Annotated in this window: 12 protein-coding genes; 1 reads left to right on the plus strand and 11 read right to left on the minus strand. The window is 64.6% G+C overall.

Annotation, left to right across the window (positions count from 1 at the left end):
- Positions 1–8: 8 nt before the first annotated feature.
- Positions 9–1,427, minus strand: a complete 1,419-nt coding sequence (gene rimO, locus ACUCCZ_RS05870) for a 30S ribosomal protein S12 methylthiotransferase RimO (RefSeq protein ID WP_435916667.1) — start codon at positions 1,425–1,427, stop codon at positions 9–11.
- Between the two features lie 35 nt (positions 1,428–1,462).
- On the opposite strand from rimO, the gene ACUCCZ_RS05875 reads away from it, so the two are divergent.
- Positions 1,463–2,269: a fructosamine kinase family protein gene (locus tag ACUCCZ_RS05875; protein ID WP_435916668.1), complete on the plus strand. Its 807-nt coding sequence runs from the start codon at positions 1,463–1,465 to the stop codon at positions 2,267–2,269.
- A gap of 125 nt (positions 2,270–2,394) precedes the next feature.
- On the opposite strand, the gene pyrE is transcribed toward ACUCCZ_RS05875, so the two are convergent.
- The 10 genes from pyrE to mgrA all read right to left on the minus strand — a co-directional run bounded on the left by pyrE (position 2,395) and on the right by mgrA (position 13,836).
- Positions 2,395–3,045 carry an orotate phosphoribosyltransferase gene (gene pyrE / locus ACUCCZ_RS05880; protein ID WP_435916669.1) on the minus strand — a complete coding sequence of 217 codons (651 nt, stop codon included), beginning with the start codon at positions 3,043–3,045 and terminating at the stop codon, positions 2,395–2,397.
- Between the two features lie 28 nt (positions 3,046–3,073).
- Positions 3,074–3,784, minus strand: coding sequence for an orotidine-5'-phosphate decarboxylase (pyrF, locus tag ACUCCZ_RS05885; protein WP_435916670.1), 711 nt, complete (start codon positions 3,782–3,784; stop codon positions 3,074–3,076).
- 26 nt (positions 3,785–3,810) lie between these two features.
- Positions 3,811–4,734 (minus strand): dihydroorotate dehydrogenase, encoded by a 924-nt coding sequence (locus ACUCCZ_RS05890; RefSeq protein ID WP_435916671.1) that lies wholly within the window; start codon positions 4,732–4,734, stop codon positions 3,811–3,813.
- Positions 4,731–5,525, minus strand: a complete 795-nt coding sequence (locus ACUCCZ_RS05895) for a dihydroorotate dehydrogenase electron transfer subunit (RefSeq protein WP_435916672.1) — start codon at positions 5,523–5,525, stop codon at positions 4,731–4,733. Before ACUCCZ_RS05895 ends, ACUCCZ_RS05890 begins: the two co-directional genes overlap by 4 nt.
- Positions 5,525–8,731, minus strand: coding sequence for a carbamoyl-phosphate synthase large subunit (carB, locus tag ACUCCZ_RS05900; RefSeq protein WP_435916673.1), 3,207 nt, complete (start codon positions 8,729–8,731; stop codon positions 5,525–5,527). The genes ACUCCZ_RS05895 and carB overlap by 1 nt, the downstream gene beginning before the upstream one ends.
- A complete protein-coding gene (locus ACUCCZ_RS05905) occupies positions 8,731–9,819 on the minus strand; it encodes a carbamoyl phosphate synthase small subunit (RefSeq protein ID WP_435916674.1) in 1,089 nt (362 codons plus the stop codon). Before ACUCCZ_RS05905 ends, carB begins: the two co-directional genes overlap by 1 nt.
- Positions 9,816–11,153: a dihydroorotase gene (locus ACUCCZ_RS05910; RefSeq protein ID WP_435916675.1), complete on the minus strand. Its 1,338-nt coding sequence runs from the start codon at positions 11,151–11,153 to the stop codon at positions 9,816–9,818. Before ACUCCZ_RS05910 ends, ACUCCZ_RS05905 begins: the two co-directional genes overlap by 4 nt.
- The gene (locus ACUCCZ_RS05915; protein ID WP_435916676.1) at positions 11,150–12,094 is read right to left on the minus strand and encodes an aspartate carbamoyltransferase catalytic subunit; all 945 of its coding nucleotides are present in this window, start codon (positions 12,092–12,094) and stop codon (positions 11,150–11,152) included. The genes ACUCCZ_RS05910 and ACUCCZ_RS05915 overlap by 4 nt, the downstream gene beginning before the upstream one ends.
- Positions 12,091–12,666 carry a bifunctional pyr operon transcriptional regulator/uracil phosphoribosyltransferase PyrR gene (pyrR, locus tag ACUCCZ_RS05920; RefSeq protein ID WP_435916677.1) on the minus strand — a complete coding sequence of 192 codons (576 nt, stop codon included), beginning with the start codon at positions 12,664–12,666 and terminating at the stop codon, positions 12,091–12,093. Before pyrR ends, ACUCCZ_RS05915 begins: the two co-directional genes overlap by 4 nt.
- A gap of 156 nt (positions 12,667–12,822) precedes the next feature.
- Positions 12,823–13,836, minus strand: a complete 1,014-nt coding sequence (gene mgrA / locus ACUCCZ_RS05925; RefSeq protein WP_435916678.1) for an L-glyceraldehyde 3-phosphate reductase — start codon at positions 13,834–13,836, stop codon at positions 12,823–12,825.
- Positions 13,837–13,896 lie beyond the last annotated feature (60 nt).

Here is a 13,896-nt window from a genome sequence, read left to right on the forward strand (position 1 = left end):
GTTCAGGCCTACGCCGGGCGCGCAATGAGGTCGACGCCGTCAGAGCCGACGAACTCGACGTCGACGATGTCCCCGACGCTCGCCCCGGCAACATCAACGAGGGTCACGACCCCGTCAACCTCTGGACCCTGGTGCTCCGCCCTACCGACAATGGCTTCGTCGGTCTCCTCGATCATGACCCGCCCACGGGTGCCGACACGATCCTCGGCACGCTGGGAGACGAGCTCGTCGATGAGATCGGCAAGGTCCTCGCGTCGAGCAGCGATGACGTTCTCGTCAACATGCCCGTCAAGGGTCGCTCCCTCGGTACCTTCCTCGTCGGAATAGGCGAAGACACCAGCAACGTCGAGACGCGCCCGCTGCAGGAATTCCGCGAGGACTCCGACATCAGCCTCGGTCTCGCCGGGGAAACCGGTGATGAAGTTCGACCTGAAGCCGGCCTCTGGGCAACAGGACCGGATGGACTCGATGATGTCGAGGAAGGACTCGGCGTCGCCGAAGCGACGCATCCGACGCAACAACGGCCCTGACGCGTGCTGGAAGGACAGATCGAAGTAGGGCACGACCTTGTCAGTCGCCACCATGGCCTCGATGAGGCCCGGTCGAAGTTCTGCGGGCTGCAGGTAGGACACCCGGATCCACTCCAGCCCCTCGACCTGGTCCAAGCCGGTGAGGAGCTTCTCCAGCGCGCGTAAATCCCCTAGGTCCTTGCCGTAGGAGGAGGAGTTCTCGCTGACGAGAAAGACCTCCTTGACACCATGGTCAACCAGCCAACGTGCCTCCTCGACAATCTCGGCGGCAGGTCGGGAGAGGTAGGAGCCACGGAATCGCGGGATGGCGCAGAAGGCACAGCGCCGATCACAGCCCAAAGCCATCTTGAGCGGTGCGCTGGGCCCCGAACCGAGACGACGTCGGGTGGCTCGGGGGCCTGAGGCCGGAGCCAGGGAGGCCGGCAGGTCGGGGGCAGTGCCATGACCGGGAACCGAGACGCCGGAGCTGGCTGAACCTCGATCGACCGGGGTGAGGGGAAGCAGGGTGCGACGATCACGGGGAACACGGGCCTCGATCGATCCGCCGTCGAGGATGGTGCGAAGTCGGTCCGCGATGTCGTCGTAGTCGTCGAACCCCAGCACAGCGTCGGCCTCAGGAAGGGACTCGGCCAGTTCACGTCCATATCGCTCGGCCATGCATCCCACCGCGACGACCGACTGGGTGGTTCCTTGAGCCTTGAGGTCTGCGGCAGCCAGCAAGGTGTCGACGGAGTCCTTCTTGGCCTGCGCAATGAATCCGCAGGTGTTGACGACGACCGTCTCGGCCACGCTGGGGTCGTCAACGAGTCGGAATCCGCCAGCCTCCATGCGGGCCGCAAGCTCCTCGGAATCGACGTCGTTGCGGGCGCAGCCCATCGACACGAGATGGACTGTCATGAGGTGATCACCGACGGACACGAGACTCCATTCTGATGGGCGAGGTGGTTTCGGCCGCATCCTACGCGTCTACCGTGGAACACATGACCTTTCATAAGACCGACCACCACAGGAATGCCATCGCCTACGAGGTTGCCGGGCTGACGTGGCTCGCGGCTGCTCAGCCCACTGGGGCTGCGATAGTCGAGGTCTTGGACCACGGCAATGGTTGGCTCACGGAACCCGAGCTCTTTCCGGTCCATCCCACCCGTAAGGCAGCTGAGGAATTCGGTCGACGTCTGGCCCACACCCACGCAGCAGGGGCATCCCACCTGGGAGCGGCTCCCGACGGGTTCACCCCTGACGGCGGGTACATCGGTCGTGCTCCCCTGCCTCTGCCCTGTGAACACATCGACTCGTGGGGAGAGTTCTACGCGCGTTACCGCATCGAGCCCTACATGGACAGCCTTGACGCCGACGCCCGGGCAATCATGTCCGCACTCGTCGACCGGCTTGCCAGCGGGGTGTTCGACCACGACCAGCCCGCGCTGGTGACCTACCCTGCCGCGCGTACCCACGGCGACATGTGGTCCGGGAACCTCATGTGGACCTCCGAGGGGGTCGTCCTCATCGATCCTGCTGCCCAGGGTGGTCACGCCGAGGAGGACCTTGCCTGCCTGTCGGTCTTCGGTGCCCCCTTCACCAACGAGATCCGTGCCACGTACAACGAGGAGTCCCCGCTGGCCGACGGTTGGCAGGAGCGAATCGGGTTGCACCAGCTCCACATGCTCATCGTCCACTGCTTCCTCTTCGGCGGCGGATATGTCGGGAAAACCGTCGAGGTGGCACGCCGCTACCTCTGATCGCTTTCCCAGGAACGAGCTCATGGCCCCGCCATATGACGGGGCCACGAATATGTCTCACCAGCCGGTTCTCGGCATCGATGTAAGCCGATGAGGCCAGCCTGGACGGGCTCACATGAAAGGAATCAGTGGGAGTCGGACCAGGCCTGCGGATCTGAGGACCAGGTCTGCAGGGTGGCCAGCTGCTCCGGGGTGATGCGTCCGGACTCCGCTGCCACCTCGATGAGAGTCGGGTAGTTCGACAACGTGTACAGCGGCAGACTGGCCTCCTCGAACGCACGATGCCCCTTCTCCAACTCGTAGGAGAACAGGGCGAGGACGCCGGCCACCGTCGATCCCTCCCGCTCGACGGCCTGAGCAGCCTTGAGTACGGAGCCGCCGGTGGAGATGAGATCCTCGACCATGACGACCCTGGACCCGGATGGAATGCACCCCTCGATCTGATTGCCACGTCCGTGGTCCTTGGGTGCGGAACGGACGTAGGCCATCGGAACGCCGAGGCGATCGGCGGCCAGCGCGGCATGGGCGATACCAGCGGTGGCAGTACCGGCGACGACGTCGACCTGGTCGACATTCGCGCGCACGAGCTGGGCCAGGCCCGAAGCGATGAGGTCACGGGTCTGTGGGTCCGAGAGGGTCACTCGGTTGTCGCAGTAGATCGGTGAATGCAGGCCGGAAGCCCAGGTGAAGGGGGCATCCGGGGCCAGCGAGACGGCTTCGATGGCGAGCAGACGCTCTGCGAACTGCTGGGCGATCTCCTTGTTGGTGACGGTCATGGCGTTCTTCCTCCAGGTCGTGTTGTCGTCAGGCTGCCGTACGCCCGACATTCCATTCGTCGCGGATGGCGTGGTAAGCCGCGACCGGGTCGTCGGACTTGGTGATGGGACGGCCCACCACGATCGCCGAGGAGCCCATCGACGCTGCGTTGCCGGGGGTGGCGACCCGGGACTGGTCCCCTACTGCGGCGCCTGCTGGACGGATACCGGGGGTGACGCGCAGGAAGTCCGGGCCCGTCACCGAGGCGATGTCGGCGGCCTCATGGGCCGAGCAGACGACACCGACCAGACCCGCCGACTGGGCAAGTTTTGCGTAGTTACGCACCGATTCAGCCAGCGACACCTCAATGAGTTGCTCTGTCCTGAGCGCCTCCGGGGAGGTCGAGGTGAGCTGGGTGATGGCAATGACACGAGTATTCTGGGCCGCATCCCCAAGACCCTCCAGAGCCGCCTCCATCATGGCCCTTCCGCCCGCGGCGTGGACGGTCAGCAGATCCGCTCCCAGCCTCGACAGGCTTGCGGCCGCTCCCTTGACAGTGTTGGGGATGTCGTGGAGTTTGAGGTCGCAGAAGACATCGTGCCCAGCCTCCTTGAGGCTGGTGATGACACTCGGACCAGCGGCGTAGAACAGCTCCATGCCCACCTTGACGAAGAGACTTTCGTCGAACTCCGCGACGAAGTCGAGGGCGGCCTCGGCGCTGGGAAGGTCAAGGGCGATGATCGGGCGGCTGGTGTCCATGTGTACTCCTTGATGGTGGTCGATGATCATCGAGACCGACGGACCTCGGTACGAAGATCCTCGAGGCTGGAGATGTGCAGGTCGTCCATGAGCGGCTCGAGTCCCTCGATGATCTTGGGGCAGGCCAGTGGATCGGTGAAGTTGGCGGTGCCGACTGCGACGGCCGAGGCTCCGGCCATCATGAGTTCCAGCGCATCGGCGCTGGTCGTCACCCCACCCATCCCGATGACGGGAATGTCGACGGCTCTGGTGACGGCGTCGATCATGCGCACTGCGATGGGAAGGACGGCTGGGCCGGAGAGCCCGCCCGTGCCATTGGCGATGACGGGCTTTCGCCATCCCAGGTTGATCCGCATACCGGTGAGGGTGTTGATGAGGGTCAAGCCATCAGCCCCGGCGTCGGCGACCGCCCGGGCGATCTCGGTGATGTCGGTGACGTTGGGAGACAGCTTGACGTAGACCGGCACGCCGGCGGCCGCGACGACAGCCCTCGTCAAGTCATGGGCGGCGGCCGCATTGGTGCCAAAGGTGATCCCGCCGCGCTTGACGTTGGGGCAGGAGATGTTGATCTCCAGGGCTGCAACGTTCGGGGCTGTCGAGGTGACCTCGGAAACCTTGACGTAGTCCTCGGTGGTGTACCCGGCAACGTTCGCGATGATCGGCAGGTCCGGGAAGTGCTCGGCCAGCCACGGCAGCTTTTCGGCCATGACGACGTCGAGCCCCGGATTCTGCAGACCGATGGCATTGAGCATCCCGCCTGGCGTCTCGGCGACCCTGGGAACCGGGTTGCCAGGACGCGGCTCGACGGTGGTCGCCTTGACCATGATCGATCCCAGCACTGACAGGTCGTAGTACTGGGCGTACTCGGCGCCGAACCCGAAACACCCACTGGCGGGCATGATCGGATTCTTGAGCTCCAGGCCCGGCAGGCAGACGGCCAATCTGTTCACAGCACGACCTCCTCGGCCTCGAACACCGGTCCGTCGTAACAGACCCGGAACTGGTGATCGGGATGTCTCGCGTCCGAGATGACACAGGCGTAGCAGGCACCCACCGCGCAGGCCATCCTCTCTTCCAAGGAGAGTTGGGTACGCACCGTCGGTGCCAGCGCCGACCTCACCCACTTCAGCATCGGGGTGGGCCCACAGGCCTGCACGATGTCGGGGGCGAACCGTCGCGCTGCGTCGGTCTCGGCGATCTGGGCAACGGTCCCCTTCGTCCCCACCGAGCCGTCGTCGGTGGAGATGAGCACCTCGCCCAGCTGGGAGAACTCGTCGACCCAGAAGATGTCGTTACGGTCCCGGAATCCAAGTCGGAACTGCACCTGGACGCCACGCTCGACGAGGCAACGACCGAGCAGGTACAGCGGCGGGATGCCCACACCTCCCCCCACGAGCAGGGCGCGCTGGCCTGGATGCACGGCGTCGGGGTCGAATCCGTGTCCCAGGGGGCCGAAAACATCCATTCTTGCCCCGAGAGGCGCCCGTGACAGCTCGTCGGTCCCTCGACCGACCACCCGGAAGATGAGGGTGTATCCCCCCTCGTCGGCGTCAGCGATGGACAGTGGCCGACGCAGCACGTGCAGTCCACCGAGCAGCAGGTCGAGGAAGGTCCCCGGAACGACTCTGGGCATCGGCTGGTCAGGGATGAGGCGCACCGCGTACACTCCGGCGGCGATCTCCCGACGATCCGACAGTTCCATCAGCTGAGGGGCCTGGCACAGCTCCGTCGTATCACTCATCAGATCGACTCCGTCGAGAAGACTCGCGACTCCATCACCCGACAGATAGCCGCAGCGGTGTCGAGAGAGGTGAACAGCGGGATGCCGCGAGCGATGGCCTCACGACGTATCTGCTTTCCGTCGATGATGGTCTCCTGGCCATTACCCATGACGTTGATGACGGCGTCGCAACCGTTGCGGTTGATGAGGTCGAGGACGGACTCGGTGGAACCGGCCTCCCCCGACCCGATCTTCTCGGCCGCGTCGATCCGCAAGCCACCCTCGTCGAAGAATCGCGCAGTGCCCTTGGTGCCGACGAGCTGGAATCCAATCCGGTCGAAGCGGCGGGCCAGGGCGAGGGCCTCGGGCTTGGCGTCATCGGCCACCGTGATGAGGATCTTGCCGTACTCGGGGAGGTGCAGACTGGCGGCCTCGAAGACCTTGTACAGCGCCTTCTCGACGGTGTCGTCGGAACCCATGACCTCGCCGGTCGACTTCATCTCAGGGCCCAGGTGCGAGTCGACCAGGTCGAGCTTGGAGAAGCTGAAGACCGGGGATTTGACGTGGATGCGTGTGGGCACCGGCAGCAATCCGGGCTGCAGACTGAGGTCCGACAGTTTCTCCTTGAGGATGATCCGGGTGGCCACCTCAGCCATCGACACGCCGGTGACCTTGGACAGGAAGGGCACGGTGCGCGATGCACGAGGATTGGCCTCGATGACGTACACGGTGTCCTCGCCATCGGCAGGATCCTTGGCGATGACGAACTGGATGTTGAGGATCCCCCTGGTGTTGAGCCCCAGGGCCAGCTTCGTCGTCACCTCGACGATCCGGTCGGTGACCTTCTGGCTCATCCGCTGCGGTGGGTAGACGGCCATCGAGTCGCCGGAGTGCACGCCCGCACGCTCGATGTGCTCCATGATACCGGGAATGAGGACATCGGTACCGTCACAGATGGCGTCGACCTCACACTCCAGACCATTGAGGTAGCGGTCCACCAACACTGGCTTGTCAGGGCTCGCGTGGACGGCGTCGCGCATGTAGCGCTTGAGCTCCTCGGCGCTCGTCACGATGGCCATGGCGCGACCCCCAATAACGTAGGAGGGACGCACCAGCACCGGGTATCCGAGCTCCTCGGCAACCGCCAGGGCTTCATTGGTAGAGCGTGCGGTACCGCCTGGGGCCTGTGGGATCCCCAGCTCGGCCAGCAGGGACTCAAATCCCTCACGGTCCTCGGCGCGGTCGAGGTCGGCCAGCTGGGTGCCCAGGATCGGCACTCCGGCGGCCTCCAGCGGGCCCGCAAGGTTGATCGCCGTCTGGCCACCGAATTGGACGATGACCCCCTCTGGCTGTTCGAGGTCGATGACGTTCATGACGTCCTCGATGGTGAGGGGCTCGAAGTACAGCTTGTCAGAGATCGAGAAGTCGGTGGAAACCGTCTCCGGGTTGGAATTCATGATGATCGCCTCGTACCCGGCAGCCTGGATGGCCTTGACCGAATGCACGGTGGCGTAATCGAACTCGATGCCCTGGCCGATGCGGATCGGTCCGGAGCCCAGCACCAGGACGCTGGGCCGATCCGACCTCACCGACTCGTTCTCCACCTCGTAGGTCGAGTAGAAGTACGGAGTCGAGGAGTCGAACTCGCCGGCGCAGGTGTCGACCATCTTGTAAATGGGCGTGATCCCGGTCTCGACCCGACGGGTACGCACCTCGTCGGCGGTCGTGCCCCAGGACCGGGCGACGGCCGCGTCGGAGAAGCCATTGCGCTTGGCGATCCAGAGGGTTTCCGGATCGTCGGGGCAAGCTCGCAGCCTCTCCTCGATCTCGAGGATGTGGGCGATCTTGTCGAGGAAGAAGACGTCGATCTTGGTCTGCTGGTGGAGTTCGTGCACCGTGCGTCCGCGGCGGATCGCCTCGGCCAGACAGAAGAGCCGGTCGTCACGGGCGTGCAGCAGGCGTTCCTCGAGGACATCGTCGGGCAGGTCCGCGACATCACGCAGCGCGATGTGGTCGACCCCGATTTCCAAGGAACGCACTGCCTTGAGCAGGGATTCCTCGATGGTGCGGCCCAGGGCCATGACCTCGCCGGTGGCCTTCATCTGGGTGCCGAGGCGACGATCGGCCCGTGCGAACTTGTCGAAGGGCCAGCGCGGAATCTTGGCGACGACGTAGTCGAGCATGGGCTCGAACATCGACCAGGTCGTCCCGGTGACAGGGTTGCGGATCTCGTCGAGGGTCATACCGACGGCGATCTTCGCCGCAATCTTGGCGATCGGGTAGCCGGTGGCCTTGGACGCCAGGGCCGAGGACCGCGAGACGCGCGGGTTGACCTCGATGACGTAGTACTGGAAAGACTCAGGATCCAGGGCGAGCTGGACGTTGCAGCCGCCCTCGATGCCCAGCGCCCGGACGATCTCGATCGACGCGTCACGCAGCATCTCATGTTCGACGTCAGTGAGGGTCTGGGTGGGGGCGAAAACGATGGAATCGCCGGTGTGGACGCCGACCGGGTCGAAGTTCTCCATGGTGCAGACCACCATGGCGTTGTCTGCGCCATCGCGCATCATCTCGTACTCGATCTCCTTGTACCCCGCGATCGACTGCTCGACCAGGCACTCGGTGACCGGGGAGAGCTCCAGTCCCTTCCCGACGACGCGTACCAGTTCAGCCTCGTCACGGCAGATGCCGCCGCCGGTACCACCGAGGGTGTAGGCAGGACGGACGATGAGCGGGTAACCGATGGAGTTGCCCACCTCGACCGCCTCTTCGACGGTGTGGACGATCTCGGACGCGGGCACCGGCTGGCCCAGCTCGTCCATGAGCTGCTTGAACAGATCACGGTCCTCGGCCCTCTCGATGGCGGAGAGCTTGGTGCCAAGCAGCTCGATGCCCAACTCCTCGAGGATCCCGGACCTGGCCAGGTCGGTGGCCATGTTGAGGCCGGTCTGACCGCCCAGGGTGGGGACGATGGCGTCGGGACGCTCCCGACGCAGGATCGAGGAGACGAACTCCAAGGTGATCGGCTCGATGTAGACCTTGTCGGCGATGTCACGGTCGGTCATGATCGTCGCCGGATTGGAGTTGACGAGGATGACCTCGTACCCCTCCTCCTTGAGGGCCAGGCAGGCTTGGGTGCCGGCGTAGTCGAACTCGGCAGCCTGACCGATGATGATCGGACCGGATCCGATGACGAGGACACGATGCAGGTCGGTGCGGCGGGGCATCAGTTCTGGCCTCCAGAGTGATTGGCGTCCATGAGTGCCACGAAGTCGTCGAAGACGTGGGCTGCGTCGTGCGGCCCGGCGGCCGCGTCAGGGTGGTACTGCACCGAGAAGGATCCGAGCCGGGCGTGACGCACACCCATGACCGTCTCGTCATTGATCTCGATGTGGGTGATCTCCAGCTCGGTACCGGCCACTGAGTCGGGATCGACGGCGTATCCGTGGTTCTGGCTGGTGAAGTCGATCCGTCCGGTGGAAAGTTCGCGCACCGGGTGGTTGAAGCCACGGTGTCCGAAGGGCAGCTTGTAGGTGTCAGCACCGTTGGCCAGGGCGAAGACCTGGTGGCCCATGCAGATGCCGAGGACCGGGTATTCCTCCTGGAGCTCACGCACAACGTCCTGGACCTGCGGGATCGACTTCGGGTCGCCGGGACCGTTCGACAGCATGATGCCGTCGGGGGCCAGGGCACGCACCCGGTCGGCCGAGATGTTCCAGGGCACCACGGTGACGGCGCATCCGCGCTTGCTGAGCTCGCGCAGGATGGAGTGCTTGAGGCCGAAGTCGAAGAGCACCACGCTGCGTCCACCCAGCGGCGACGGGTAGGCGGTGCGGGTGGAGACCTGAGCGATCTGGTCGGTGGGAAGCTGGGTGTCGCGCAACTTCTCCTGCTGGGCGTCAAGGTCAGCGTCGGGACCGAGCAGGACCCCCTTCATGACCCCCTCGTTACGCAGTCGTCGCACCAGGGCACGCGTGTCGATGCCGGCCAGGCCAGGAATGCCATGGGTGGTGAGGAACTCGTCAAGGGTGCGCCGGTTTCGCCAGTTGCTGGCCAATCTCGGCACCTCTCGGCAGATGACCCCGGCGGTCGTCGGAAAGAGGGACTCCATGTCGTCGCGGTTGATGCCGCAGTTTCCGATGAGAGGGTAGGTGAAGGTCACGATCTGTCCGTTGTAGGACTGATCGGTGAGGGTCTCCTGATAACCGGTCATCCCGGTGGTAAAGACGACCTCGGCACTCACCTCACGGTCAGCCCCGAAGGCCTCCCCCTGGTAGCTCGTCCCATCGGCCAGCAACAGGGTGCGTCTGCTCATTGCGGATCTCCCATCTCGTGGTCATCAGTCTTGCCGATCTGCTGTCCTCGTCGGTGCACCGTCCGACCACCGACCATCGTCAGCACGCAGTCACCGAGGACGGGGCGACCGGCGAAGGGGGTGTTGCGTCCCATACCGGCTCCCTCCTCGGGGATGATCGTCGTCTGGGTCTGCAGGTCGAAGGCGGCCAGGTCGGCCGGTCCGCCCACTCGCAGTCGTCCTGCTTCGGCCAGCCCGAAGGTGTCCGCAGGCCCGACGGTGAGCCAGTCAACCAGCTGATCCAGGCGGAATCGCCGGTTCAGCACGAAGTTCGTGTACAGCAGGGCGAAGGTGTGCTCGTTCGTGATGACACCGAAGGCGGCACTGCGGAAGGAGCAGTCCTTCTCGGCGGCAGCATGGGGGGCATTGTCGGTGGCGATACAGGTCAAGGTGCCGTCACACAACCCGTCGACCATGGCGTCGACGTCGTCGCGGGTGCGAAGCGGCGGATTCATCTTGTAGAACCCGTCGTCGCTGGGGATGTCGTCGTCGGCCAGCAGCAGATGATGCGGGGCTGCCTCGCCAGTGACGTCTGCCCCGTCCTCCCGGCCACGACTCAAGGTGCGAATCGACTGCCTGGTCGAGGCGTGACACAAGTGGTAATGGGCTCCGGTGGCCTCGGCGATCACGACGTCGCGAGCCACCTGGACGGTCTCGGTGAGGCGAGTCATGGGCGGCAGACCGAGTTCTCGGGCCCGGCGTCCGTCATTGATGACTCCGCCACGTACCAAGGACTCGTCCTCGGCGTGGGCGGCGATGGGACGACCCACCTCGGCGGCAGCGCGCATGGCGTCATACATCGTCCCGGCCAGCTGGACTCCCTTGCCGTCATTGGAGAAGGCAATGGCCCCAGCCTGGGTCAAGGCACCGACATCGACCAGATCGGTACTGGTCAGCCCGACGGTGATGGGAGCGATGGGACGCACTCGTACCAGGGCTGACTCGTCGATCTTGCGCTTGAGGTCGGCCATGAGCTCAGAGGTGTGCGGGTCGGGCACAGTGTTCGGCATCGCGCAGATCGTCGTCCATCCGCCTCGGGCTGCGGCAGCAGTACCGGATGCGATGGTCTCCTTGTACTCCTGTCCTGGCTCGCGCAGATGGACGTGCAGGTCGACCATGCCGGGAGTCACGAGAGCCCCACCCAGGTCGATGACCTCGGCGTCCGCCCCATCGAGGGCCTTGCGACGCCCCCGTGACATGGCTTCGATCCGGTCATCGCGGACGAGGAGCTGGGAGGGAACCGGAGTGGCTCCCTCCAGCATCGTCAAGTGAGTGAGGAGGACTCTTCGGCTCACCTCGCCTCCCTGGCTTGCAGCACCTGTTCCAGAATGGCCGTTCGTACCATGACTCCGTTCCGCATCTGCTCAAAAATACGAGACGAGGGGGCCTCCACGAGGTGACCAGAGATCTCACATCCGCGGTTCACAGGAGCCGGGTGCATGATGATCGCATTCGGCTTCATCCGCTCCGCCCGCTCATCGGTGAGGCCGAAAGCCTGCAGGTAGTCGGTGGCGGAGAAGTCCGGGCCGGCGTCGAACCTCTCGTGCTGGACTCGCAGCATCATGGCGACGTCAACGTCGGAAATGACCTCGTCGAGGGTGGCCATCGTGCCAAGCCTGGTGACGTCGTGGTCCATCCACTCGCGCGGTCCGGTGAAGACGACGTTGGCACCCAGTCGCACGAGGATCTGGGCATCGGAACGAGCCACTCGTGAGTGGGCGATGTCACCACTGATGGAGACCGTCAGGCCATCGATGTGTCCGAATTCCTCGGCGATGGTCATGAGGTCGAGCATGCACTGGCTGGGGTGCTGGCCAGAGCCGTCACCACCATTGACGACCGACAGGCCGAGCATCCCGGTCGCCAGCAGGTAGTCGTAGTAGTGGTTGGTGGAGTGGCGGATGACGGCCACCTCAGCGCCGATGGCGTCGACCGTACGCACCGAGTCGTAGAGGCTCTCACCCTTGGTGACGCTGGAGTGCCCCGGATCGAAGTCCAGGACTTTCATCCCCAGGCGGTGCTCGGCCATCTGGAAGCTCGTCATGGTTCGGGTGGAGTTCTCGAAGAACATGTTGATGGCTACGTGACCGGGCGCGACACGCGCGGCCTCGCCAGCCTTGAACTGACGTCCACGATCGATGATCTTCATGACGTCGTCATTGGACATGTCCTCCACGGACAGGAAGTGACGTCCGGAGTGGTCGACGTCGAACTCCTCAACGACCTCAGCACTCATCGGGAGGCCACCTTTCGAATGGTGACGGCGTCCTCGCCATCAACTTCGGCGACGTGGACGTCGACGGCCTCGCTCAGCGAGGTGGGGATGTTCTTTCCGACGAAGTCGGCACGGACCGGGAGCTCGCGGTGACCTCGGTCGACCATGACGGCCAGCAGGATGCGATCGGGGCGACCGGTGTCGAGCAGGGCGTCGAGGGCAGCTCGCACGGTGCGACCGGTGAAGAGAACATCGTCGACGAGGACGACCGTCTTGCCAGCCAGGTTGGTCGGGACGTTGTTGCCCGACAGCACCGGATTCTGTGGACGCTCGCGGTGCTCATTGGGATCGAGGTCGTCCCGGTACAAGGTGATGTCCAGCTCACTGACGGGCACATCAACATCACTCAGGGACGACAACTTGGTGGCCATACGCTGTGCCAGGTACGCGCCGCGGGTGCGAATACCGACGATGACCAACTGGTCGAGCCCCTCGTTGCGCTCGACGATTTCGTAACAGATTCTCGTCAGCGCCCGCTCCAACGCCTTGGAGTCGAGGACGGTGACTGGGCCGGATGACTGGGTGAGTTGCATAACAGGCTCCTACCGCTGGACACCGCGGGTGCGAGGGTGGAGCACACCGGATGACGCGCACATGCGCAGTCACCTGTTGGCACGACCTTCGCGACCTCACGGGATCGCCATTAAAGGGCGTCGCTAGGAGCGTAGCACGGTCCAGGCTGAGTTATCTCAGCAGGCGTGATCGGCGAGCACCGACTCGATGTTCACCCTCTCGTCGTCGGTGAACGGCGTCGCTCCCAGCGCGTCAATGTCGGAGTCCAGCTGCGGCACCGAGGAGGCGCCGACGAGGACGCTGGTGATGCGGGAGTCCCGCAGGATCCACGACAGGGCCATCTGAGCGAGGGTCTGGTCGCGGTTCTTGGCGATCTCGTTGAGGGCCGAGACGGCGGCGCGGGTGGCGTCGTCGATCTGCTCGGGGCGCAGAGACACCGCTCCCATGCCGGCACGGGACTGAGCCGGGATGCCCCGGAGGTACTTGTCGGTGAGGATTCCCTGGGCCAACGGGGAGAAACAGATGATGCCCATCCCCTCCTGCTCACAGGTGTCGACGAGGCCGTCCTCGATCCAGCGGTCGAACATGTTGTAGCGCGGTTGGTGGATGAGAAGCGGGGTGCCGAGGTCGCGGGCGATGGCGGCTGCCTTCTCGGTTTGCTCGGGATCGTAGGAGGAGATGCCGACGTAGAGGGCACGTCCGGAGCGGACGATGTGGTCGAGGGCCCCCATGGTCTCCTCGAGCGGGGTGTCCGGGTCGAAGCGGTGGGAGTAGAAGATGTCGACGTAGTCCAGACCCATGCGTTTGAGGGACTGGTCGCAGGAGGCGATGAGGTACTTGCGGGAGCCGCCGCCCTGCCCGTAGGGGCCGGGCCACATGTCGTAACCCGCCTTGGAGCTGATGATGAGTTCGTCACGGTAGGGCTTGAAGTCGGTGGCCATGATACGACCGAAGTTGATCTCTGCCTGTCCGTAGGGCGGGCCGTAGTTGTTGGCAAGGTCGAAGTGGGTGATGCCACGGTCGAAGGCGCGACGCAGTACGGCACGCTGGGTGGCCCCTGGGTGAACATCTCCGAAGTTGTGCCACAGCCCCAGGGAGATGGCAGGCAGCAGCAAGCCGCTAGTCCCACAACCTCGGTATTCCATGGTGTCGTAGCGATCCTGAGCTGCCACATAGGTACTCACTGCCATGGTCTCAGCGTACCGACAGTCAGCCGTGGTGGGAGCAAGTGTCCAGGACCTCGTCACATC

It is taken from the genome of Cutibacterium nasicola (assembly GCF_052654715.2).

Excerpts from the sequence above, each read along its gene's own strand:
- pyrF (WP_435916670.1), bottom strand. The coding sequence starts at position 3,784 with ATGGACACCAGCCGCCCGATCATCGCCCTTGACCTTCCCAGCGCCGAG.
- ACUCCZ_RS05905 (WP_435916674.1), bottom strand. The coding sequence starts at position 9,819 with ATGAGCAGACGCACCCTGTTGCTGGCCGATGGGACGAGCTACCAGGGG.
- pyrR (WP_435916677.1), bottom strand. The coding sequence starts at position 12,666 with ATGCAACTCACCCAGTCATCCGGCCCAGTCACCGTCCTCGACTCCAAG.
- rimO (WP_435916667.1), bottom strand. The coding sequence starts at position 1,427 with ATGACAGTCCATCTCGTGTCGATGGGCTGCGCCCGCAACGACGTCGAT.
- ACUCCZ_RS05895 (WP_435916672.1), bottom strand. The coding sequence starts at position 5,525 with ATGAGTGATACGACGGAGCTGTGCCAGGCCCCTCAGCTGATGGAACTG.
- mgrA (WP_435916678.1), bottom strand. The coding sequence starts at position 13,836 with ATGGCAGTGAGTACCTATGTGGCAGCTCAGGATCGCTACGACACCATG.
- ACUCCZ_RS05875 (WP_435916668.1), top strand. The coding sequence starts at position 1,463 with ATGGGCGAGGTGGTTTCGGCCGCATCCTACGCGTCTACCGTGGAACAC.
- ACUCCZ_RS05915 (WP_435916676.1), bottom strand. The coding sequence starts at position 12,094 with ATGAGTGCTGAGGTCGTTGAGGAGTTCGACGTCGACCACTCCGGACGT.
- pyrE (WP_435916669.1), bottom strand. The coding sequence starts at position 3,045 with ATGACCGTCACCAACAAGGAGATCGCCCAGCAGTTCGCAGAGCGTCTG.
- carB (WP_435916673.1), bottom strand. The coding sequence starts at position 8,731 with ATGCCCCGCCGCACCGACCTGCATCGTGTCCTCGTCATCGGATCCGGT.